Annotated in this window: 23 protein-coding genes; 13 read left to right on the plus strand and 10 right to left on the minus strand. The window is 66.3% G+C overall.

The genetic code is table 11. From position 1 onward, the window contains the following. The first annotated feature begins 86 nt into the window (after positions 1-86). From CNE_RS07990 to mdcH, 10 genes are all read left to right on the plus strand, one after another. Positions 87-989 (plus strand): LysR family transcriptional regulator, encoded by a 903-nt coding sequence (locus tag CNE_RS07990; RefSeq protein WP_013956618.1) that lies wholly within the window; start codon positions 87-89, stop codon positions 987-989. 340 nt (positions 990-1,329) lie between these two features. Next, positions 1,330-2,736, plus strand: a complete 1,407-nt coding sequence (locus CNE_RS07995; protein WP_013956619.1) for an SLC13 family permease — start codon at positions 1,330-1,332, stop codon at positions 2,734-2,736. Positions 2,737-2,841: 105 nt separating this feature from the next. Continuing rightward, positions 2,842-3,759 carry a LysR family transcriptional regulator gene (locus tag CNE_RS08000; RefSeq protein ID WP_013956620.1) on the plus strand — a complete coding sequence of 306 codons (918 nt, stop codon included), beginning with the start codon at positions 2,842-2,844 and terminating at the stop codon, positions 3,757-3,759. Between the two features lie 136 nt (positions 3,760-3,895). Beyond that, entirely contained in the window at positions 3,896-5,554 is a 1,659-nt protein-coding gene (gene mdcA / locus CNE_RS08005) for a malonate decarboxylase subunit alpha (RefSeq protein WP_013956621.1), read from the plus strand. Next, positions 5,554-6,495, plus strand: a complete 942-nt coding sequence (locus tag CNE_RS08010) for a triphosphoribosyl-dephospho-CoA synthase (RefSeq protein WP_013956622.1) — start codon at positions 5,554-5,556, stop codon at positions 6,493-6,495. Before mdcA ends, CNE_RS08010 begins: the two co-directional genes overlap by 1 nt. Further along, on the plus strand, positions 6,476-6,793 hold the full coding sequence (locus CNE_RS08015) for a malonate decarboxylase subunit delta (RefSeq protein ID WP_013956623.1): 318 nt from the start codon (positions 6,476-6,478) through the stop codon (positions 6,791-6,793). Before CNE_RS08010 ends, CNE_RS08015 begins: the two co-directional genes overlap by 20 nt. Continuing rightward, a complete protein-coding gene (locus CNE_RS08020; RefSeq protein ID WP_013956624.1) occupies positions 6,790-7,641 on the plus strand; it encodes a biotin-independent malonate decarboxylase subunit beta in 852 nt (283 codons plus the stop codon). Before CNE_RS08015 ends, CNE_RS08020 begins: the two co-directional genes overlap by 4 nt. After that, positions 7,638-8,474: a biotin-independent malonate decarboxylase subunit gamma gene (mdcE, locus tag CNE_RS08025; protein WP_013956625.1), complete on the plus strand. Its 837-nt coding sequence runs from the start codon at positions 7,638-7,640 to the stop codon at positions 8,472-8,474. Before CNE_RS08020 ends, mdcE begins: the two co-directional genes overlap by 4 nt. Further along, positions 8,462-9,109, plus strand: a complete 648-nt coding sequence (locus CNE_RS08030) for a malonate decarboxylase holo-ACP synthase (protein WP_013956626.1) — start codon at positions 8,462-8,464, stop codon at positions 9,107-9,109. Before mdcE ends, CNE_RS08030 begins: the two co-directional genes overlap by 13 nt. Then, complete coding sequence (gene mdcH, locus CNE_RS08035; RefSeq protein ID WP_013956627.1) at positions 9,106-10,023, plus strand: malonate decarboxylase subunit epsilon; 918 nt, start codon at positions 9,106-9,108, stop codon at positions 10,021-10,023. The genes CNE_RS08030 and mdcH overlap by 4 nt, the downstream gene beginning before the upstream one ends. A gap of 58 nt (positions 10,024-10,081) precedes the next feature. On the opposite strand, the gene CNE_RS08040 is transcribed toward mdcH, so the two are convergent. Together CNE_RS08040 and CNE_RS08045 are read right to left on the minus strand one after the other, a co-directional pair. Continuing rightward, the gene (locus tag CNE_RS08040) at positions 10,082-10,648 is read right to left on the minus strand and encodes a YbhB/YbcL family Raf kinase inhibitor-like protein (protein WP_013956628.1); all 567 of its coding nucleotides are present in this window, start codon (positions 10,646-10,648) and stop codon (positions 10,082-10,084) included. Positions 10,649-10,697: 49 nt separating this feature from the next. Then, entirely contained in the window at positions 10,698-11,900 is a 1,203-nt protein-coding gene (locus CNE_RS08045) for an MFS transporter (protein WP_013956629.1), read from the minus strand. A gap of 361 nt (positions 11,901-12,261) precedes the next feature. Between CNE_RS08045 and CNE_RS08050 the strand changes: the two genes are divergently transcribed. Continuing rightward, on the plus strand, positions 12,262-12,642 hold the full coding sequence (locus CNE_RS08050; protein WP_013956630.1) for a hypothetical protein: 381 nt from the start codon (positions 12,262-12,264) through the stop codon (positions 12,640-12,642). A 50-nt stretch (positions 12,643-12,692) separates the two neighbouring features. On the opposite strand, the gene CNE_RS08055 is transcribed toward CNE_RS08050, so the two are convergent. From CNE_RS08055 to cyoA, 7 genes are read right to left on the minus strand one after another with little or no spacing between them, the layout of a single operon-like run. Then, on the minus strand, positions 12,693-12,941 hold the full coding sequence (locus CNE_RS08055) for a hypothetical protein (RefSeq protein WP_041227897.1): 249 nt from the start codon (positions 12,939-12,941) through the stop codon (positions 12,693-12,695). Positions 12,942-12,969: 28 nt separating this feature from the next. Continuing rightward, complete coding sequence (locus CNE_RS08060; protein WP_013956631.1) at positions 12,970-13,509, minus strand: DUF934 domain-containing protein; 540 nt, start codon at positions 13,507-13,509, stop codon at positions 12,970-12,972. Next, positions 13,502-15,241 carry a nitrite/sulfite reductase gene (locus CNE_RS08065; RefSeq protein ID WP_013956632.1) on the minus strand — a complete coding sequence of 580 codons (1,740 nt, stop codon included), beginning with the start codon at positions 15,239-15,241 and terminating at the stop codon, positions 13,502-13,504. The genes CNE_RS08060 and CNE_RS08065 overlap by 8 nt, the downstream gene beginning before the upstream one ends. Before the next feature lie 27 nt (positions 15,242-15,268). Then, entirely contained in the window at positions 15,269-15,646 is a 378-nt protein-coding gene (cyoD, locus tag CNE_RS08070) for a cytochrome o ubiquinol oxidase subunit IV (protein WP_013956633.1), read from the minus strand. Continuing rightward, positions 15,643-16,275, minus strand: coding sequence for a cytochrome o ubiquinol oxidase subunit III (gene cyoC / locus CNE_RS08075; RefSeq protein ID WP_013956634.1), 633 nt, complete (start codon positions 16,273-16,275; stop codon positions 15,643-15,645). The genes cyoD and cyoC overlap by 4 nt, the downstream gene beginning before the upstream one ends. A gap of 2 nt (positions 16,276-16,277) precedes the next feature. Continuing rightward, the gene (gene cyoB, locus CNE_RS08080; protein WP_013956635.1) at positions 16,278-18,254 is read right to left on the minus strand and encodes a cytochrome o ubiquinol oxidase subunit I; all 1,977 of its coding nucleotides are present in this window, start codon (positions 18,252-18,254) and stop codon (positions 16,278-16,280) included. Between the two features lie 2 nt (positions 18,255-18,256). Beyond that, positions 18,257-19,249, minus strand: a complete 993-nt coding sequence (gene cyoA / locus CNE_RS08085; RefSeq protein ID WP_013956636.1) for a ubiquinol oxidase subunit II — start codon at positions 19,247-19,249, stop codon at positions 18,257-18,259. Between the two features lie 167 nt (positions 19,250-19,416). Here cyoA and CNE_RS08090 point away from each other — a divergent pair, with 167 nt between their 5' ends. Further along, the gene (locus CNE_RS08090; protein ID WP_013956637.1) at positions 19,417-20,799 is read left to right on the plus strand and encodes an aminotransferase-like domain-containing protein; all 1,383 of its coding nucleotides are present in this window, start codon (positions 19,417-19,419) and stop codon (positions 20,797-20,799) included. Positions 20,800-20,820: 21 nt separating this feature from the next. On the opposite strand, the gene CNE_RS08095 is transcribed toward CNE_RS08090, so the two are convergent. Beyond that, positions 20,821-21,750, minus strand: coding sequence for a LysR substrate-binding domain-containing protein (locus CNE_RS08095; protein ID WP_013956638.1), 930 nt, complete (start codon positions 21,748-21,750; stop codon positions 20,821-20,823). Between the two features lie 163 nt (positions 21,751-21,913). On the opposite strand from CNE_RS08095, the gene CNE_RS08100 reads away from it, so the two are divergent. Beyond that, positions 21,914-22,906: a tripartite tricarboxylate transporter substrate binding protein gene (locus CNE_RS08100; RefSeq protein ID WP_013956639.1), complete on the plus strand. Its 993-nt coding sequence runs from the start codon at positions 21,914-21,916 to the stop codon at positions 22,904-22,906. Positions 22,907-22,911: the final 5 nt, after the last annotated feature.

The raw sequence follows: 22,911 nt of genomic DNA on the forward strand, positions 1-22,911 counted from the left end.
GGGAAGGATCATGGTGCACGGAGGAAAATTAACCAATAGAATCCTGGCTATAGTAAATATTCACCAAATCAATAAGAGGCGGCGCGATGGAGCTCAAGGACGTCGATCTGAACCTGCTGGTCGTGTTCGATAACCTGCTGCGGCAGGGCACCGTTTCCGGTGCCGCTAAGACCCTGAATCTCAGCCAGCCCGCGGTCAGCAACGCGCTGGCCCGCTTGCGCACCTTGTTCGGTGACCCGCTGTTTGTGCGAAGCAGCAAGGGCATGCTGCCGACACCCCTTGCAGAGGAACTGGCGGAACCGGTTGCCTATGCGCTGGAGTCGCTGCAGGCGGCGCTCAGCCACAAGGTGTCGTTCGATCCGCTGCGCAGCGCGCGCGCCTTCCGCATCGCCATGACGGATATCGGCGAGGTGTACTTCATCCCGCCGTTGATGGGCGCGCTTGGCGATCGCGCCCCGGGCGTCACGGTGACGACCGTGCGCAATACGGCAGTGGACCTGGCGGCGGAGATGAGCCAGGGAAAGATCGACCTGGCGGTTGGCCATCTTCCTGAACTCGGCACTGCGTTCTTTCAGCGGCGGCTATTTCGCCAGCAATACGTTTGCCTGTTCCGGCCCGGTCATGCCATGGACAAGAAGACGGTCAGCATGCGCGACTTCGAAGCGGCGGAGCACATCGTGGTCACGGCGGCGGGGACGGGGCATGCCCGGGTCGACGAGATCCTCGCCCAGCACGGCGTGCAGCGGAAGATCCGGCTGCGTGTCCCCCATTTCGTCGCACTGGCGGACATCATTGCCACCACCGACCTGGTAGCCACGGTGACCTGGACGTTTGCGGAGCGATGCGCCAAGTACTTCGGGCTCAGGTATGTCAAGCATCCGTTCGCGTTGCCGGAAATCCAGATCAACCTGTTCTGGCATGCCCGGTATCATCGCGATCCGGCGAATCAGTGGCTGCGCGACCAGTTCGTCGGCTTGTTTTCGGATTAGGCAATGGTCCCGGCCGGGCGCGCCTGCCTTTCCACCGATGTACTGTGATCCGTCTGGCGCTCCCGATGCTATTCCGGTCTCCGTAAGGATTGCCCTCGCACCTTAATTGATGCTCATTGTCTGCCACCTTATTCTTGGCTCAAAAGCAAGACTCAAAAATGGCGCCGACTTGAAGCATTCAAGCGAGGCCATATCCACAAGGAGACGCATGTGACGGCCTACCCCTTCCACACCTTGCCGTAGCGGCGCATCACCTTCGGCAGTTCCAGCCGAAAACCAATCCCACGCAATTCCTACCAAGCGATGGGCGCCCCGGCGCGCCTGCCGCGACGGAGCCGCTATGTCGCAACACCTGATTTCCATCTCTGTCCTGGGGCTGATGTTCGTCATCGCCACGGTCCTGCCCATCAACATGGGCGCGCTGGCCTTTGTCGGCGCGTTCCTGGTCGGCACCCTGGTTGCCGCCATGCCGGCCAAGGCTATCCTGGCCGGCTTCCCCGCCGACCTGTTCCTGACGCTGGTCGGCATCACATACCTGTTCGCCGTGGCGCAGAACAACGGCACCATCGACTGGCTGGTGCGGCTTGCTGTGCGCGCCGTGGGCGGCCGGATCGCGGCGATCCCGTGGATCATGTTCATGATCGCGGCGGTGCTGACCTCGGTCGGCGCGGTCAGCCCGGCAGCGGTGGCAATCATCGCGCCGATCGCGCTGGGCTTTGCCGCGCGCTACGGCATCAACCCGCTGCTGATGGGCCTGATGGTGATCCACGGTGCGCAGGGCGGCGGCTTCTCGCCGATCAGCATCTATGGCGGCATCACCAACAAGATCGTGCAGAAGGCGGGGCTGCCGCTGAACGAGATGGCGACGGCCTTTGCCAGCCTGGGTGTCAACCTTGCCGTGGCCGCGGGACTGTTCGTCGCATTCGGCGGCCTGCGCCTGATGCGGCAAGCGGCGCCGGCGGCGGCAGCGCCGCACGTGGTCGCCGACGGTGTGCTGGCCATGGGCCAACCCTTCGGTGCACACACCGTGCCGGCACAGGGCGCGCAGATCTATGGCGATGCCGAGGCCGAGGCCGGCATGGAAGAGCGGAAGACGATGGCGCGCGACCGCGGATCGATGCTCGAGGGCGATGCCGCCAGCACCGCCGAGGCGCCGGCCGGCCTCTACCAGTACCTGACCGTGGCCGGCCTGGTGGCACTGGCCGTCCTCACGCTCTACTTCAAGCTCGATATCGGCTTCGTTTCGCTGACCATCGCGCTGGTGCTCACGCTGATGGCACCGGAGCTGCAGAAGCGCGCGCTGGGCCAGGTGTCGTGGCCCGAGATCATGCTGATCGTCGGCGTCAGCACCTTTGTGGGCGTGATGGACAAGATGGGCACAATCGATTTCGTCGGCCATAGCGTGGCCCACCTGACCTCGCCGCTGATGGCGGCGCTGCTGCTGTGCTTTGTGGGTGCGGTGGTGTCGGCGTTTGCATCGTCAACCGCGGTGCTCGGCTCGCTGATCCCGCTTGCCGTGCCGTTCCTGCAGCAAGGCTCCGACGTCAGCGCGATCGGCTTTATCGCGGCGATGGCGGTGTCTTCGACGATCGTGGATGTGAGCCCGTTTTCGACCAACGGTGCGCTGGTACTGGCCAACGCACAGGGCGTGGACCGGCAGGCCTTCTTCCGCAAGCTGATGGTCTATGGCGCGCTGGTGACCGTGATTGCGCCGGTCGTGCTGTGGTTTATCTTCGTTGTGCTCTGAATTCCGGTCGCGATCGCTCGGCCAAGCCAGTTAGTCCACTAACCATGCGAACTGGCCGCCACGCGGCTAAGATAGGAGGCCACCCCCACACCCGAGCCCAGAACCATGAGAATCCGCATTGGCGAAGAGATCACCTTCCGCAAACTCGAAGCCCTGCTGGCGTTCATGGAATCCGGCAACCTGGCCAAGGCGGCCGAGATCCTGGACACCAGCACGGTCAGCGTGCACCGTGCGCTGCATTCGCTGGAAGAGGGCACGAGCTGCGCGCTGTTCCGGCATGAGGGCCGCAACCTGATCCCGACCGATGCGGCCTATGTGCTGGCGGATACGGCAAGGGAAGTGCTCAAGGCCATGGCCGACGGCATCCGCGCCACGCGCGAGGCCGCCGGCTATTCGGCCGACCAGCTCAAGATCGGCTCGCTCTACTCGCTGACGGTCCAGACCGTGCCCAGGATCGTGATCGGGCTGAAGCTGCGGCGCCCGGAAATGCAGACTGAACTGGTGCTGGGCTCCAATGCGGACCTTCTGCACAAACTCAAGCAGGGCTCGATCGATGCCGCGTTGATGGCCGTGCCCGAGCCCGATCCGGAGATCGAGTCGATCCCGCTGTTCGAGGACGATATCTTCTTTGCGGCGCCTGCCGACTCGCCCTACGCCTCGATGCCGGCGGTCGACCTGCGAGCCTGCCGCGACGAGCCATTTGTGGCATTGAGCGAGGGCTTCGTCACTTATCACGGCTTTGTCGAGGCCTTCCGCATTGCCCAATTCACGCCAAACGTGGTGATGAAAGTCGGCGATATCTTCTCATTGATGAACCTGGTGGGTGGTGGCATCGGCTACACGCTTTTGCCGGGGCGGGTGAAAGGGGTGTATTCGCGCAACGTGGCGTTCGTGCCACTGGCCGGCGAATACGACATCAAGCAGACCATCGGCCTGAGCTTCCTGCGCCGCCGCGAGCGCGATCCCAACCTGCTGGCGCTGGCCGCGGTGTGCCGCATGGCCATGCGCGACGCGGAGCCATAGGACGCCGAGGCTGGGTCCGGCCGCGCTTCAGGCCTTGCTTCCGGCCAGCGTAATGGTTCTCCGCCCAACGTGATTGTTCGGTGAGCGCCGCCTGTTTAAGGTGGGCACATCAGACAGACGTCAGCCCGGAGATGCAATGACCACCACCAGCACAGGCCGCCAATGGAACACCCGCAGGGAAGCCAAGGCGCGCCGCAAGCAGAACGCCGCCGCCATTGCCCAGGGCAAGCTGGTGCCGACCAGCGATATCGTGCCCTTCCTGGAGGCAGTGCTGCTTTCGGGCGACCGCGTGGTGCTGGAGGGCAACAACCAGAAGCAGGCCGACTTTCTGTCGCGCTCGCTGGCACAGGTCGATCCCGCGCGTGTGAATGCACTCCACATGATCATCCCGAGCGTCAGCCGGGTGGAACACCTGGACCTGTTCGAGCGCGGCATCGCGCGCAAGCTGGATTTCTCGTACGCCGGCGCGCAGAGCATCCGCATCTCGCAGTTCCTGGAGGACGGCCAGCTCGAAGTGGGCGCGATCCACACCTATATCGAGCTTTATGCGCGGCTGTACGTGGACCTGGTCCCCAACGTCGTGCTGATCGCCGGCTACAAGGCCGACCGCGAGGGCAATCTCTACACCGGCCCCAGCACCGAGGACACGCCGGCACTGGTAGAGGCCGCGGCCTTCCGCGACGGGCTGGTCATTGCGCAAGTCAACGAGATCGTCGACGACCCCACCGGCCTGCCGCGCGTGGACGTGCCCGGCTCCTGGATCGACTACGTGGTGCAGGCGGACAAGCCTTTCTTCTGCGAACCTCTGTTTACGCGCGACCCGCGCCTGATTAAGCCGGTCCACGTGCTGATGGCGATGATGGCGATCCGCGGCATCTACGAGCGCCACCAGGTGCAGTCGCTCAACCATGGCATCGGCTTCAACACCGCGGCGATCGAGCTGATCCTGCCGACCTACGGCGAGTCGCTGGGTCTGAAGGGCAAGATCTGCAAGTATTGGACCCTCAACCCGCATCCGACGCTGATCCCCGCCATCGAGACCGGCTGGGTCGAGAGCGTGCACAGCTTTGGCAGCGAACTGGGCATGGAGGGCTATGTCGCCGCGCGGCCGGATGTCTTCTTTACCGGTGCGGATGGTTCGATGCGTTCGAACCGCGCGTTCTGCCAGCTTGCCGGCCAGTACGCGGTGGACCTCTTCATCGGATCGACCCTGCAGATCGACGGCGACGGCCACTCGTCCACAGTGACGCGCGGGCGGCTTTCCGGCTTTGGCGGCGCGCCCAACATGGGTCACCAGCCTGGCGGGCGCCGGCATCCGACGCCGGCATGGCTGGATCTGATCGAGACGGACGACCCGCTCGCGCGCGGCCGCAAGCTGGTGGTGCAGATGGTTGAGACCTTCCAGGCGGGTGGCAAGCCCACCTTCGTGGAATCGATGGACGCGGTCGACGTGGCGCGCGAAAGCGGCATGCCGCTCGCCCCGGTGATGATCTACGGCGACGATGTCACGCACGTGCTGACCGAAGAGGGGATCGCCTACCTGTACAAGGCGCAATCGCTGGAAGAGCGGCGCCGGATGATCGCCGCGGTGGCAGGCGTCACGCCGATCGGCATGAAGCATGATCCTGCCACCACGCGCCGGATGCGAAGCGACGGCCTGATCGCGCTGCCCGAAGACCTGGGTGTGCAGCGCAGCCAGGCCACGCGCAGCCTGCTGGCGGCCAAGAGCATGGCCGAACTGGTGGACTGGTCCGGCGGGCTGTACGCGCCGCCCGCCCGCTTCCGGAGCTGGTAATGGCGAGCGCAGCAGCAAGGATCCTGCACACGCCGGCGCAGCACTGGCACCAGCCGGCGGCCGTTCCGCGCGCCCAGGCACTCGCTGGCCTGGCGGTCAGCGCGATCGTGGAAGAAGCACGGCTGTCGCCCAAGCCTGGCCTGGTCGACAGCCGTGGCAGCGGCGCTCATGCCGACCTGACATTGTCGCTGATGCTGCGCTCAGCGCACTCGCTGGGCCCGTCGTTCGCGGCGATGGCCGATGCCGGCCTGCAGGCGCCGCGCGTCGGGTATGGGCTGCGCGAGCAACTGGGCGCGCTCGGCCGCGAGGCAGAGGCGGTGATGCTGTCCGCCACCGGCGGTGTCAATACGCATCGCGGCGCCATCTGGTGCATCGGCTTGCTGGTCGGCGCCGCAGGACAGCTCGGCGCCGCCGGGCAGCCCGCCAATGCCGCGGCGATCAGTGCCACGGCGGGTGCCATCGCCGCGCTGCCCGACCGCCACCGGCCGGTGGTTACCGGCAACAAGGGCGAGCTCGCCTGCCTGGCGTACGGCGTTGGCGGTGCGCGGGCGCAGGCACGGGCAGGGTTCCCGCACGTGATGCGGCTGGCGCTGCCGGCCCTGCAACGCAGCCGCGCGCGCGGCGACACCGAATCCACGGCACGCCTCAATGCGCTGCTGGCGTTGATGAGCGAGCTGGACGATACCTGCGTGCTGGCGAGGTCGGGGCGCAAGGGCCTGGACTACATGCAGGCCGGCGCAAAGGCGGTGCTCGCTGCCGGTGGCACGGGCACGGTGGCGGGACGGCGGCACCTGCGCAGCCTGGACGCCGGCATGCTGGCGCAGCGCGCCTCGCCGGGCGGCGCGGCGGACTTGCTGGCCGCGACGATCTTCCTCGACCGGCTGTCGCAGGGCTCGATGGGCAACAATTCAGGGGACTTTGATGGAACAACTGCGATTTGAATTTCCGGCGGGGCAGCCTGCCAGGGCGCGCGTGCTGGTGGGCGTGGTGGGGTCGGGCGACCTCGAGGTGCTGGTCGAGCCCGGCAGCGGCGGCGTGACCACGGTTGAGATCACCACTTCGGTCAATGGCTATGGCCGTGTCTGGGATGCGCAGCTCGCGCGCGTCTTCGCCGCCGAGCCGCGCGCGTCGATGCAGATCCGCATCCACGATTTCGGCGCCACGCCGGGCGTGGTCGGCATGCGCCTGGCGGAGGCTTTCGAGGCGCTGGGCGACCCCCAACAAGGAGAGGGCGCATGAACACGGCGGAACTGCTGGCGCGCAACAGCTTTATCGAACTGGGGGCACGCGAGCGCGCTCGTGCGTTGCTGGACCCGGGCACCTTCCGCGAATTGGCGGGGCCGTTCGACGGCCTGCAGTCGCCGTGGCTGCCGCCGCAGGGTGTGGTGCCGCAGAGCGATGACGGCGTGGTGGTCGCCAAGGGGCGCATCGACGGGATGCCGGTGGTGGTGCTGGCCATCGAAGGCGCCTTCCAGGGCGGCAGCATGGGCGAAGTCGGCGGCGCCAAGATTGCCGGTGCACTGGAGCTGGCCGCCGAGGACAACCGCCGCGGTGAACCGACGCGCGCAGTGCTGCTGCTGGAGACCGGCGGCGTGCGCCTGCAGGAAGCCAATCTCGGCCTGGCCGCGATTGCCGAGATCCATGCGGCCATCGTCGACCTGCGCCGCTACCAGCCGGTGGTCGGCGTGATCGCGGGGCAGGTGGGCTGCTTCGGCGGCATGTCGATTGCCGCGGGCCTGTGTACCGCGCTGGTGATGACGCAGGAAGGGCGCCTTGGCCTGAACGGTCCGGCCGTGATCGAGCAGGAGGCGGGCATCGCCGAGTACGACTCGCGTGACCGGCCCTTTATCTGGAGCTTCACCGGCGGCACGCAGCGCGTTGCCACCGGCTTCGCCGATGCGTATGTCGATGACGACTGCGACGCGATGCGCAGGCAGGTCGCCGAACTGTTGCGCGGCCCGGTCGCGGGAAGCCATCGCAGTGAACAATACGCCCAATACCTGGCCGCGCTGCAGGCGTACGACGCCAGTGCGCAGCCCACGCCGGCCGATGTGCAGGCGTTGTTGCAACGGGGGACCGACGCATGAACTCACCAACCCAAACCGCTACCGCGCGCGAACCCAGCCGCGGTGAACGCTGGCTGCAGGCACTGGCGCCCGCGGCACGGATCCAGCCGGGGCTGCCGGACTCAGTGCTGGTTGCCGACGGCGAACTGGCGGGGACCGCGGTTCGCTGGATCGCGCTGGTGCCTGACGCCGACAGCCGCTTCCCGCGGGCACGTCATGGCGAGGCCGGTCTGCTCGAAGGCTGGTCGCTGGCGCGCGCGGTGCGCGAAGCGATCGAAGCAGACCGCGAATTGCCGGTCAAGCGCGCCATCGTGGCGATCGTCGATACGCCCAGCCAGGCCTACGGCCGGCGCGAAGAAGCGCTCGGCATCCACCAGGCGCTGGCCGGCGCTGTCGCTGCCTATGCCGAGGCGCGGCTGGCCGGCCATCCGGTGGTGGCGCTGATCGTCGGGCGTGCCATGTCGGGAGCCTTCCTCGCGCACGGCTACCAGGCCAACCGCATCATCGCGTTCAATGACGAGGGCGTGCTGGTGCATGCGATGGGCAAGGAGGCCGCCGCCAGGGTCACCATGCGCACAGTCGAGGACCTCGAAGCGCTGGCGTCGACGGTTCCGCCGATGGCCTACGACATCGAAAACTTCGCCACGCTGGGCATCCTGTGGCGGCTGATCGACGTCGAGTCGGCAAGTGCCCCGGTGCCGGCCGATGTGCACCTGGCGCGCGACACCATCCTTTCTGCGCTGGCGGAGATCCGACGCGACCCGGCGCACGGACTGTCCGGCCGGCTGGCGGGCGCAAACCGCAAGGCGTCGGCTGCAGTGCGTGACTGCCTGTCGCGGCAATGGCAAGCCTGAACACGGCGACGCCCGCGCCACACGACCTGGTCTGGCTGGGCGATCCGGCAAGCGACCTGGGCCGCGACGCCTTGCCGGAATGGGTCTGCCTGCCAGCGCTGCGCGAGACCCCGCTGGTCGTCCGGCGCGACGGCCGCCGGCCTGGCGCAGTCCCCGTCGGGCTGCGCGGCCGCACGCGCGCGGAACGCTTCGGCACCTGGATCACGCCCGCGGCGATCCGCAAGATTGTCACGCCGATGGACCTGGCCGCGCAGCGTGCATGGCGGCGGCGGCCGGAGCTGGCGGCCCTGCCAGCAATCCTCGCGCTCGAGGCCATCGCCGACTGGCTCGACGCCGCCGGTATCCGGTGGGGCGTGACGGGCAGCGCCGGCTTCTCGCTCGCCTGTCCGCACAACGTGCTGCGTGCCGACAGCGACCTTGACCTCGTCGTGCAGGCCGCACAACCCCTCCCGGCCCCGCATCTGGACCTGCTGGCCGAGCTGCAGCGCGCCGCGCCGGCCAGGCTCGATATACAGGTCGCGACCCCGTTTGGTGGCTTCTCGCTGCTGGAACGCCTGCGCAGCGGCGGCAAGGTGCTGCTGAAGACGGATCACGGCCCGCGGCTGTGCGACGATCCCTGGCAACCCACGGCATGAATGTCCTGCTTACCTTCCCCGGCCAGGGCACACAGCGGACCGGCATGCTGAAGGACCTGCCCGCGCATGCCGCGGTGGCAGCGGTGCTGGCCGAGGCGGAAGACGTGCTGCAAGTGCCGGCGGCGGAGATGGATACGCCGGCAAGCCTGCAGTCCACGGTATGGACCCAGCTTTGCCTGCTGACGGCGGGCGTGGCCATGGCGCGCTGCCTGGCCGCGCATGACGCCCGCGCCGACGCGGTGGCCGGTCTCTCCATCGGCGCCTATGCGGCGGCGGTGACCGCAGGTGTGCTGGACTTTGCCGATGCGTTGCGGTTGGTGCGTTTGCGCGGGGAGTTGATGGCGCAGGCCTTTCCGCATGGCTATGGCATGACGGCGATCCTCGGCCTGGACCGGAACCGGCTTGAACCGCTGGTGGCGCAGGTCTGCACGCCGCAGCAACCGGTGTACCTGGCCAATTTCAACGCCCCCACGCAGATTGTGATCGCGGGCAAGCTGTCGGCGCTGGCGGAAGTGTCGACGCTGGCGCTGGCGGCTGGTGCGCAGGCGGCCAGGCCGGTCGCCATCCACGTGCCGTCGCACTGTCCGCTGCTGGCTGACGCCGCGCGCTCCCTGGGCGAAGCCATGCAGGGGGTGGCGATTTCGGCGCCTGCGCTGCGCTACTTCAGTGCGAGCAAGGCGCGCGAACTGCGCGATCCACGCAGAATCGCGGAGGATCTCGCGCAGAACATGGCGACGCCAGTGCGCTGGCATGAAACCATGTTGCTGGCCCACGCCAATGGCGCCAGGCTGGTGGTGGAGGCACCGCCGGGCGATGTGCTGACACGGCTGGCGCAGCCGGTGTTTGCGGACGGCATGGCGCTGGCCTGTGACAGAACCCGGCTGGATTCGATCGTGGCAATCATGCGGCGCTGATTTTGCATCCGGCCGGCTACCCGACGCCGCACTACCGCACCGGGACACGCCGCGCCCTTCAACGCCCAAACCGTCCGACAAAGCTCTGTGCCTCCAGGGCATGCCCCTTGAGCGCAGCCATCAGTTCCTCGCGCGTCATGCCCGCAGGCAGGTTCGGCGCCAGATCCGTCGCGATGACCGTGACGACGTAGTGGTGGGGCGCCTCGCCGGTTGGCGCGCAGGGGCCGCGGTACGTTGCCTCGCCACGCACGTTCTTGCCGACCGTGATGCCTGGCCCGTCCGCCTTGCCTTCGCCTTCCTTCAGCTGGCCGCGATTTGCGGCAATGTTGTAGGCGACCCAATGCGAGACCCCGAGACCGGCGACGCCGTCCATGTCATACATCAGGATGGCGACAGACTTCGCGCCCGCGGGAAGCTTCGTCCACGAGACCTGCGGCGACACGCCCTTGCCACCGCAGGGCTTCTGGTCGCCGCCAACGCCATCATGCGCATACTGCGAGCCGATCGTGGCTCCCTCGGCGTACGAGGTGGACGACACCTGCATGCCGGCGGCGTGTGCGGTGCCGATGCACAGGCACATCAACGCCCCGGCCACCGGAGCGGAAACTGCGCTAGCGATCTTCATTCGAATTCTCCAGATAGGTAAGCAGCGGACCAGGAAAGGGAAGGCCCCGCTAACCGGAACCGACCTGCTGGCGCAGCACCTGTCTGCGTGCCATCAGGTAGGTCAGGTTTCCTGACAGGAAAGCCGCCAGCAACAGGGCACCGGCACTCCAGGCCACGGCTGGCAGCCATGGCAGCAGGCTTGCCAGCACGGCGGTCTTGCTGGCGCCCGATGACACCAGGGCAATGCGCATGAACGCGGCAACCGCCAGGGCGGCAAATACGAGCCCGGTGTACATCCCTTCGCGGCCGACTTGACCGGCGTCGAGCGCCGCATTGGCCGTCGCGGCGAACATGATTCCCCACAGGCCGCCGGCAAGACACTGCACGGCGAGGATGGCCCGGAGCGAGCCCGCAATGGTGAAGCCGAACAACGACAGCGCGCCAAGGGCCGCGGCGGTCACCAGCAGCGTATAGGGCGGATAGCGCCGCAGCAACGATGTCGCGGGCAGCAGCGCGCCCAGCGCGAAGCCAATCCAGAACACCGGCGTCACGCGCTCCAGCCCGGCAGCCGTGACAAAGCGCAGGTAGGCCGGCGCGGAGTTGACGGTGGTGTGGATCTGGAAGCCGAGCGCAAGCACCCAGACTGCGGCAAAGAGCAGCCAGACGCGCCTGAGCGCAACGCCGGCTGCCGGCGCGGGCACGGCGTCGGCATCGTGGCGCGCCGGGCCGGATTCCATCCATCGCAGCGCGGCCACGGCCACCACCAGCCCCGCGCTGGCGGCCAGGAACGGCAGCATGGGCGACGCATCGCGCAGCCGGGCGGTCAGCAGCGGCGCCACGGCTCCGGCAAGGCCGACGCCGAGCAGCGAGCATCCCACCAGGAACGACGACGCGGTCGCGGGCAGCTGCCGGGCAATGATCACCATGGGCGGCGCGCGCAATGCCGAAGAGGTGGCCGCCCACAGCGCGGTCAGGCCCAGCAGCAGCACCGGTGAAGTTACCCGGGGCAGCAGCACGAACGCCATCGCGGAGATGACGGACAGCCCCAGCACCCAGCCTCCCAGCCTGCGCATTGCGTTGGCGACACGGTCGGCCGCGATGCCCAACGTGAAGTCCATCGCGACAAAGATCAACTGGTCCATCAGCAGGATCAAGGCGACGTGCGCGCGCGCGATGCCGGCCTGCGCGGCCAGTTGCGGCAGGAAGGCCACATAGAGGGTCCATGTCACCGCCAACAGGAACTGCACAGAGCAGAAGACCAACGCGCGCATGCCGCCCTCCCGCCGGGATTGACCAACAGCCGATTCCTGTGCCCGACGGCAGGATCGCCGCGCGGAGCCTCCCATAGCAAGGATAGGGCAGCGCCTTGCCATGGGAGTGGCGGGTTGTGCAGGTGCGATTGGGCCTCGCGAGTCGCTTGCGGCCCAACAGTCCTCGGGAAGTGCCGGGCCGGTGCCAACACCGGACCAATAGCGCCGCACCGGCGCCGCGCTCAACCGCCGCTCGCGCAGCCAATGCCGGGGCGTAATGTCATAAACGGGCGGTAGGCTGCACTTTTGGCATGGCCTGGCCAGGAACTTGCTTGGTCAATGCGTAGGATCGCAAGGCGACAACCATCCGTTGGGAGGATCTATGCAGCACGCACGCATCACCGCGCACAGGGGGATTCTGGTCGTCGAGCTGTTACCTGACCAGGAAAACGGCGAGACCACCTCGACCAACAAGCTCCGCAACCTGGCCACGGTCATTCATGACACAGGGCGGCACCTGGGGGTTTCAGAGGAAGCCCTGGCGCTGCTGAAGATGGTGAAGCGCGGCCTTGACGCCATCGGCGACTTCGCGTGGTTCCGGAGTGACGACGGGAGAGATCATTTTGCGTGGCTGGGCGGCCCGAAGCGGCTGGTGAATCCCGCCGCAGTGGCGGCTGCCCGGAGCTACGCGATACTCGCGCACCGTGTCATACCGAACGAGGTGCCAGAGGGCGCCAGGAAGGCCATCGAAGCCAATTTTTGAACGCGCGGCATCGCTCCGGGTCGGGCCGATCTTCCGAATGATCCGCACAGCTAGAGCGCGGAGAGTGTGGAGCGATACCTTTCCCAGAGCTCTTGCAGGATGGATTCCGAAGGCGGTGTGATTTCAAAACCGGCGACGTTTCCGAAGACACCGAGAATGCGAGCCCTGAACGAAGCCATATCCGTCGTCGCCTTCCGTGAGAGCTGCGCGATATCGATAATCGTATGCAGTTGCTCGCCCGAGAGTTCGGCGATAGCGGACCACAAGCTATCAGGCTTGGCGCAGGGCTGGGCGGGCATCTTTCGTATCGGCGCCAGGCAGCGCTTGCTATCGGCTTGCCGGGCCATAGCTACGCTGGTACGAAGACGAGAACGTGGCCAGAGCGCGCAGCGCCGCTGCCGGGTCGTGCCCGGGCTTGAGCGCAAAGCTGTTGAAACCGCAACGCGCCAGGTAGTGCACGGTGTCGATCATCACGTCACCCACGGCGCGCAGCTCTCCGGTCCAGCCTAGCTGGTGCCGGAGCAGCTGTGCGATCGAATAGCCACGACCATCCGTGTAGACCGGGAAATCGATGGCAATCATCGCTATGCCGGTCGGGTCAACGACCGTGGCACCAGGTTCCAGCAGGGTCTGAGGCTCCGCGTCCGGCGACAGGTAGACCGCGAGCGGATACTGTCGCAGCCGATATCGCTGGCAGTGGGCGATCCAGTTCTCCAGTGTCACCAGGTAGCCGGGCGCGTCGGGCGGGCAGGTGTTGTCGGCGTCTTGCGCATCCCCGATGTGAGCCAGCCAGTCATCTGCGATCAGTCGTCCGTCACGGATGACGTTGTGCCGGTCCTGCCCGGCGCAATGGTCATGGTCAGGCATTTACTGCCTCCTGGCGAGCTCGCCGCGAGCCGCTGTCAGGGTCCGGGTACACCGCGCGCTGGAAGGGTTCGATGCCGATACGGCCAACCACGTCGACAAAGCGTTCGGCTTCGCTGTCCCGATGCAGCAAATAGGTCTCGATCAGCCGCTCCACCACATCCGGAACCTGCTCCTGGGCAAAGGACGGCCCAATGATGCGGCCGATGGCTGCGCCGCTGGCCGCCACGCCATCCGGGCGGCGTTGGCCGTCGCCGCCGTTCTGCCGGCCGCCGATGGTGATCTGGTACCAGGCCTCGCCGGCCTTGTCGACGCCGAGGATGCCGATGTGGCCGATATGGTGGTGGCCGCAGGAGTTGATGCAGCCGGAGATGTTCAGGTCCAGCTCGCCGATGTCGTGTACATGGTCGAGGTCGTCGAAGCGCTCCTGGATCGCCTGTGCCAGAGGGATCGAGACCGCATTGGCCAGCGAGCAGAAGTCGCCCCCGGGGCAGGCGATGATGTTGGTAATCAGGCCCACGTTCGGCGTGGCCAGCCCGGCAGCGTCCAGCGCTTGCCACAAGGCGTGCAGGCCGCTGCGGCGGACATCGGCAAGGATCAGGTTCTGCTCATGCGACACGCGCAGTTCGCCGAAGCCGTGGCGCTCGGCCAGGTCAGCCATGATTTCCATCTGCTCCGCAGTGATGTCGCCGGGCGCCTGGCCCGCGGCTTTCAGCGATGCCGTGACGGCTGCGTAGCCAGGCACCCGGTGCCGATGCACATTGCTTTTCAACCAGAGGCGGAAGGCACGGTCAGTCTTGGCCAGTTCGGCTGACTCGTCCGGCTCGTCGGCGGCCGCGGGCTCATACGGCGGGATCGTGAAGCGCTCGGCAATGGATGCGACAAAGCCTTCAGACACGGTGTCCGGGCCCCCGCGAATGCGTTGCCACTGCTCATCCACCTGCGCCCGGAACACTTCCGGGGTCAGGTCCTTCACCAGGATCTTGATGCGCGCCTTGTACTTGTTGTCGCGGCGGCCGTGCAGGTTGTAGACGCGCAGCGTGGCCTGCAGGTAGGTCAGCAGGTCCTGCCAGGGGACGAAGGGGTTGATCAGCTTGCCGACCATCGGCGTTCGGCCCATGCCGCCACCGACCCAGACCTTGAAGCCGGCCTGGCCGTCCTGTTCAACGGCCTGCAGCCCGATGTCATGGACGCCAACCGCGGCCCGGTCCGTCTGCGCGCCACTGATGGCAATCTTGAACTTGCGCGGCAGGAAGGCGAACTCCGGATGCAGCATCGACCATTGCCTGACGATCTCGCACCACACCAGCGGGTTCACCAGTTCGTCGGGCGCAATGCCGGCAAAGTGGTCGGTGGTGGTATTGCGGATGCAGTTGCCGCTGGTCTGGATCGCGTGCATCTGCACCGTGGCCAGCTCCGCGAGAATGGCAGGCGCATCCTCGAGCCGCGGCCAGTTGAACTGCAGGTTCTGCCGCGTGCTGAAGTGCCCGTAGCCGCGGTCCCAGCGGCGCGCGATCTCCGCAAGCTTGCGCAACTGCCGCGACGCCAGCATGCCGTAGGGAATCGCCACGCGCAGCATGGGTGCATGGCGCTGGATATAGAGGCCGTTCTGCAGCCGCAGCACGCGGAACTCATCCTCGGTGAGCTGGCCGCTCAGGAATCGGCGGGTTTGGTCGGCGAACTGCACGACGCGTTCGTCGACGAGCTTCTGGTCAATGGCGTCATAGATATACATGGTGGAAAGCCTCCTTGCGCGCGAGCGCTAGTCTTTTGCACGTGCCCGTTCGATGGACATGTCGGTCGGCATCATGTTGATATCGGCGTTGTGCATCACCCACAGCGAGCCGGCCACGACGATGACGATCAGGAAGCCGGTACAGGCAAAGATGGCGGTGTTGCCGCGCTGGCCGGGACCGGTGCCCAGATGCAGGAAGTACACCAGCTGCACCAGCAGTTGCGCGACACAAAGGCCCACGACCAGCGCGATCGCGGCCTGCGTTGGCAGGGATCCGGTCATCACTGCCGCAAACGATGCCATCGTCAGCGCGACCGACAGCAGCAGTCCGATGGTGTAGCTGCGCACGCTGCCGTGCGCGGCCGTCTGGTCCGCATGCACCGAATGAAGGTGGGACGATTTCATGCGAACTCCCGCAGATAGACGAAGGTGAAGACACAGATCCAGACCAGGTCCAGGAAGTGCCAGAACAGGCTCAGGCAGGCCAGGCGGCGGCGCACGATATCGTCCAGCCCGAAATGCCTGATCTGGTGGATCATCACCGCAAGCCACAGCAGGCCAGACGTGACATGCAGCCCGTGCGTGCCGACCAGCGTGAAGAAGGCCGACAGGTAGGCGCTGACGCCGGGGCCCGCACCCTCATGCAACAGGTGCGCGAACTCATAGACCTCCATGGCGATGAACAGTGCGCCGAGCGCGAAGGTCACCGCCAGCCAGCGGATCATCCGCGGCGCGTCGTCGGCGCCCTGCCTGAGCATGGCCAGGCCGAAGGTATAACTGCTCAGCAGCAGCACCATGGTTTCGGCGAACACGAACGGCAGCTCGAACAGTTGCCGCCCGCCGGGGCCGCCGGCCGTGTTTCCGGACAGCACGCCGAAGGTGGCGAACAACACCGCGAAGATCAGGCAGTCGCTCATCAGGTAGAGCCAGAACCCCAGCGGAGTGTGCGCGCCGGCTTCGTGATGGTGGTGCGCCGCGTCGTGGGCCGCCTCGTGCCCGGGATGGTGCAGGGTAGGGGAGAGAGTCGGAGTCATGGTCAGGCAGCTTCCTGCAGTTGTGCATAGCGCGCGCGCTCGATCCGCTCGACTTCGGCGGCTGGCACGTAATAGTCGACGTCGCGGTCATAGCTGCGCACGATGAAGGTGGCGATGGCGCCGACCAGGCCGACGGCGGCCACCAGCCACATGTGCCAGACCAGCGCGAAGCAACACAGCAGCCCGAACGCCGACACGATGAAGCCTGCCGAGGTGTTGCGGGGCATGTGGATGTCTTCGTAGCGGGCCGGCTGGCGCCATGCGCGCCCGGCTTCCTTGTCGTCCCAGTGCTGTTCCAGCGAGGTGATATGCGGCACGTGCGCGAAGTTGTAGAACGGCGCGGGCGAGGCGGTCGACCATTCCAGGCTGCGGCCATCCCACGGGTCGCCGGTCAGGTCCTGGTTCTGCTTGCGGTCGCGGATACTGACCGCGAACTGCACGATCATCGCCAGGATGCCAGCGCCGATGACGAAGGCACCCACCAGCGCCACCACCAGGTAGGGATGCCAGTCGACGTTGGCATAGTGGTTCATCCGGCGGGTCATGCCCTTGAAGCCGAGCACGTAGAGCGGCATGAAGGCCAGGAAGAAGCCGGTCAGCCAGCACCAGAACGACACCTTGCCCCAGAACTCGTTCAGCTTGAAGCCGAACACCTTCGGGAACCAGAAGGTGATCGCGGCCAGGCAACCGAACAGCACGCCGCCGATGATCACGTTATGGAAGTGCGCGACCAGGAACAGGCTGTTGTGCAGCACGAAGTCGGCGCCGGGAATGGCGAGCAGCACGCCGGTCATGCCGCCGACCGCGAACGTCACCATAAAGCCGATGGTCCACATGGTCGAGGTATGGAAGCGGATCCGGCCCCGGTACATGGTGAACAGCCAGTTGAACAGCTTGACGCCAGTGGGGATCGAGATGATCGAGGTCATGATGCCGAAGAAGGCATTGACGTTCGCCCCGGAGCCCATGGTGAAGAAGTGGTGCAGCCAGACGAAGAACGACAGCACGCCGATCGAGGAGGTGGCGTACACCATCGACTTGTAGCCGAACAGGGGCTTGCGCGAGAACGTGGCGATGATCTCGGAGAAGGCGCCGAACGCCGGCAGGATCAGCACGTAGACCTCCGGGTGGCCCCAGATCCAGATCAGGTTCACGTACATCATGGCGTTGCCGCCCAGCTCGTTGGTGAAGAAATGCATGCCGAGGTAGCGGTCGGCGGTGAGCAGGGCGAGCGTGGCGGTCAGTACCGGGAAGATCGCCACGATCAGGATGTTGGTGATCAGGGCGGTCCAGGTGAAGACCGGCATCTTCATCAGGTTCAGGCCCGGCGCGCGCATGCGCAAGATTGTGACGATGAAGTTGATGCCCGTCAGCGTGGTGCCAAGCCCGGATATCTGCAGTGACCAGATGTAGTAGTCAACGCCTGGCGTGGGGCTGTAGCCCAGCTCGGACAACGGCGGGTAGGCGACCCAGCCGGTGGCGGCGAAGTCGCCGACGAACATCGACATCATCACCAGCACCGCGCCCATTGCCGACATCCAGAAGCTCAGCGAATTGACGAACGGGAAGGCAACGTCGCGCGCGCCGATCTGCAGCGGCACGATCACGTTCATCAGGCCGAGCACCAGCGGCGTCGCGACAAAGAAGATCATGATCACGCCGTGCGCCGTGAAGATCTGGTCGTAGTGGTGCGGCGGCAGGTAGCCCGCGGCATCGCCATAGGCGATCGCCTGCTGGGCGCGCATCATGATGGCATCGGCAAAGCCGCGCAGCAGCATCACCAGCGCCAGGATGATGTACATCACGCCGACCTTCTTGTGGTCGACCGAGCATATCCAGTCGTTCCAGAGGGTCTTCCACTTGCCGTAGTACGTGATGGCGCCCATCAGTGCGATGCCCAGCACGATCACGACGGCCAGCGTCCCCATGATGATCGGCTCATGGAGAGGGATGGCGTCCAGGTTGAGTTTTCCAAGCATTCTTATTGCTCCATGCGGCCAGCGGGCGCCGGCGGGACGCGCTGGAAGGCCTGCAGAGATTCCGGGGTGTCCGCGCGGCAGATCTGGCCGTTTGCCAGCATGTATTTGTCGACGACCTGGTCGAACAGCTTCGGCGCGACGGCGGCGTACAGCGTCACGGGGTCCTTGCTGCTGGGCAGTTCAAGCGTGCGGTAGGTCTTGAGGTCGAGCGCCTGCGACGAAGCGCGGGCAGCCTGGATCCAGGCATCGAACTCCTCGCGCGAGGTGGCCAGGGTCTTGAAATGCATGTCCGAGAAGCCGGGGCCGCTGTAGGCGGCGGACTGGCCGAGATAGACGCCGGGGGTGTCGGCGATCAGGTGCAGGCGCGTCTGCATGCCCGCCATGGCGTAGACCATGCTGCCGAGCTGCGGGATGAAGAACGAGTTCATCATCGATTCCGCGGTCAGCCGGAAATTGACCGGCGTGCCGACCGGGATCGCAAGCTGGTTCAGCGACGCGACGCCGTATTCCGGATAAATGAACAGCCATTTCCAGTTCAGCGCGATTACATCGACCTGGATCGGCTTGACCTGCGATTCCAGGGGCCGATAGGGATCGAGCTTGTGCGTCGAGTCCCAGATCAGCACAGCCAGGCAGGCCACGATCACGCAGGGGATGCCCCAGACCACGACCTCGATCTTGGTGGAGTGCGCCCATTTGGGGGCATAGGGGGCGCTCGTATTGGTTTCGCGGTAGCGCCAGGCGAACCACAGCGTCAGGACGATCACGGGGATGACGACCATCAGCATGACGAACAGGGAGATCAGGATCAGTGACTTTTCCTGTTCCCCAATGCTGCCCTTGGGGTTGAGCAGTTCGAGGTTGCAGCCGCTCAGCAGGGCGCTCAGGCAGGCGCACAGCAACAGGGTGGGAAGACGGCGCTTCGAGCCGGGGGATGGGCGGGGGAGCGGGCCTTGTCGATTCTTGTCTGCCGGCCCGGCAATAGGTTTGAGCATTTCGGACACCTTGGTTACGGATCACCGAAGGCTCCCGGCCACGCGCTCCGATTCAAGTGCTGGCTCAGCCCCGCGCGGGCGTGGTTTGTATGGATTCCCTCGGTGATGTCTGGCATGCTAATGCAAGACAAAACCCATACATCGAAGAAATATACGGGATGAAATCCATGCAAGGAAGCGATGTCAGTGCTAAATGGGATCTTGAGATCACAATCGGTGGCGGTGCCCGCTACTTGCAGATCGTGGACTTTATCGAGCGGGCGATCGGCGAAGGCCGGCTGGTAACCGGCGATCGCGTGCCGCCACAGCGCAGCCTGGCCAAGACCCTCCGCGTGGACCTGACCACCGTCACGCGTGCCTACAACGAGGCCAAGCGCCGCCATCTGATCGATGCCCGCGGGGCCCTCGGCACCTTCATTGCCGCGCCGCGGGCGGAGCTGGCGCGGGTGATCGACATGAGCATGAACGTGCCGCCGCCACCGGCGGGGCTGGATTTCCAGGACCTGTTGCGGCGCGGCCTGTCGCAGGTGCTGCTGCATAGCGACCCGCACCTGCTGATGACCTACCAGCTCGGCGGCGGCAGTGCTGCCGACCGGTCGGCCGGAGCGCTCTGGCTCGCGCAGATATTCGGGCCCATCGCCACTGGGCGGCTGGTGGTATGCCCGGGCGCCCAGGCTGCGCTGGCCGCCGTGATCCTGGCCCGGACCCGGCCTGGCGATGCGATCGTGAGCGAGCCGCTGGCCTACCCCGGCATTCGCGCGGCCGCGGCACAACTCGGGCGGCGTGTGATCATCGCGCAGGTCGATGCCGACGGGATGCTCCCCGACGCCCTCGAAGCGGCCCGTGCCGACGGTGCAACGCTGGCCTACCTCAATCCGACAGCCCAGAATCCCACTACGCACACCATGCCGGCCTCACGCAGGGAGGCTATTGCCAGGGCCGCGGCGCACTGTGATGTCACCTTGCTGGAGGATGATCCCTACTGGCTGCTGACGCCGTCAGCGCCGCCGCCGCTGTCCAGCTTCGCTCCCGAGCGCACGTACTATGTCTCGACCCTGTCCAAGACGCTCAGTCCGGGGCTGCGGACCGCATATGTCATGCTGCCCGAGGGCAGGCGCGGCGACGATCTGCTGGCATCGCTGCGGGCTTTTGCCCTGATGGCGGCACCGATGACCGCCGCCCTGGCGACCCAATGGATCCACGATGGCTCGGCAATGCAGCTGCTCGACGGCATCAGGACCGAAGCGTTGGCCAGATGCGCGCTGGCAAGCCGATGGCTGAGCGGGATCGGCCAGCTCCCGCCCAGCGCCATCCACGCATGGCATCGCTTGCCCGAGCACTGGTCGGCGCAGCAGCTCACCAGGGCCGCGCTGGCGGAGGACCTGCGCGTGACGCCGTCCGACGCCTTCTGGGAGGGGCCCAACGCGCCGAATGCCATCCGCATCTCGCTCGGTGGCGTGGAGGACCGCGCGCAGTTATCGGCTGCGCTGCGCAGGCTGGCCGCATTGCTGGAACGCCGGCCGACGCCGGGTCTGGAAATGGTGGTGTGAATTGCGGCGTGCGTCGGCTTGCTAGTTGCCAGCATCGTCCGCAGGCGCAGACTGTTTTGTCGCAAACTCGCCCGCGGCTTCCAGCAGCCACTCGCGCAGCCGCTGCATCGCCTCGCTCATCGGCCGCGTATCCGGCGAGACCAGGTGATACGCGCTCGTGGAGCGCTGCGAATGGGCGACGGGCATGACCAGCTGGCGGTTTGCCAGGTATTCCCCCACGAGGAAGCGCGGCACCAGACCAACGCCCAGCCCGGTGCGTGCGGCGGCGATGACCATGGAGTGGTGGTCGAAGCGTGCACCGCGCATGGCGTTGACGTCGTCGATGCCGGCCGCTTCCATCCATTGCTTCCAGCCGAGAATGCGCGTGGCGAGGTGCAGCAGCGGGGACAGGGCGATGTCCTGCGGGGTGATCCGCTTTTTGCCTTCGAAGAAGTCCGGATGGCAGACCGCGACCGATTCTTCGTCAAACATCCGGTCGGCACGCGCGCCGGGATAGACGGCCTCGCCAAAGTGAATCGCCGCGTCGTAGGGCGTGCCGTCGAACAGGAAGATGTCTGACTGCGCGCTGATATTGACGACGATCCCCGGATGGCGCGCATAAAAGGCCGGTAGCCGCGGTATCAGCCACTCGACCGCCAGCGTGGGCACGCAGGCCAGCTCGACGGTGCCGCCCGCGCCCTCGTGCGCCATCAGGTCGAGCGTGTCGCGCTGCAGCTTGCGCAGCAACTCCCGCACCTGCCCGCTGTAGAGCGTGCCGGCCACCGTCAGCGTGATGCGCTGGTTGGCGCGGTGGAACAGCTGCACGCCAAGCAGCCCTTCCAGCGACGCAATCTGGCGCGACACCGCGCTCTCGGTGATAAACAGGTCCGCCGCCGCGCGGCGCAGGTTCAGGTGCAGCGCGGCTGCCTCGAAGGCGCGCAGGCTGGACAGGCTGGGGAGTCGTTGCCGCATCGGGGGGCTGAGTTGATGATTTTAGGTCATCATCCTATACGGAAATCTCGCTTGAAAGCTTGGAGTTGATGAGAAATCATTCGATCCTTGCGTTGCCGCCTCTTCTCGGCATCGTCATCGCGACAACCTCATAACGACAACCATCAGGTAGACAGGAGACTGCATGAAACACTTGTTCAGCGCGCTCGCCGCCGGCGCCCTTGCATTCGGCGCGACCATGCCCGGCATTGCCGGCGCGCTCGAGTTCCCGGCCAAGCCGGTGCGCATCATCGTGCCGTACCCGCCGGGCGGCACCACTGACATGGTGGCCCGGCTGATCGGTGAGCAACTTGCCACGCAATGGAAGCAGTCGGTGGTGGTCGACAACCGCCCCGGCGCGGGCGGCATCGTCGGCACCGGCACGGCGGCCAAGTCCACGGCGGACGGCTACACCTTGCTGATGGGCTCAGTGGGCGAGTTCGGCATCAACCCGGCGTTGTACAAGAAGCTGCCCTATGATGCCGACGCCGATTTCGCGCCGGTCGCGATGGTGGCGCGCGTACCCAACGTGGTGGTGCTCTCGCCGGCGTTTGCGGAACGCGCGCGCGTGCAGACGCTGCCCGAGTTCATCGCCTACCTGAAAGCCAATCCGAAGCGCGTCAACATGGCGTCGGCCGGAAACGGCACCTCCACGCACCTTGCGGGCGAGCTGTTCCAGCGCATGACCGGCACGGAGATGAGCCACGTCGCCTACAAGGGCAGCAGCCCGGCCATCGCCGACCTGATGGGCGGCAGCGTCGACGTGATGTTCGACAACCTGCCGGCGTCGCTGCCGTTTATCCGCTCGGGCAAGCTCAAGCCGCTGGCCGTGACCACGCCAGCGCGCTCGTCGGCGCTTCCGAATGTGCCGACGGTCGCCGCCGCGGGCCCCGTCCCCGGCTTCGATGCCAGCCCATGGTTCGGCCTGCTTGCGCCGCGCGGGGTGCCCGCCGCGGTGGCCCAGAAAATCAGCCAGGACCTGACGCGCGTGCTTAGCGAGCCAGGCGTGCAGGCAAAAATGCGCGAGCTGGGCGCGGAACCGGCGCCCAGCTCGCCGGAGGCGTTTGCCGACGTGTTGAAGAAGGACCGCCAGAAGTGGGGCGAGATCGTTCGCCTGTCCGGTGCTTCGGTGGACTGAAGCAC

The sequence above is a fragment of the Cupriavidus necator N-1 genome, assembly GCF_000219215.1.
GTDB classification, from domain to species: Bacteria; Pseudomonadota; Gammaproteobacteria; order Burkholderiales; family Burkholderiaceae; genus Cupriavidus; species Cupriavidus necator.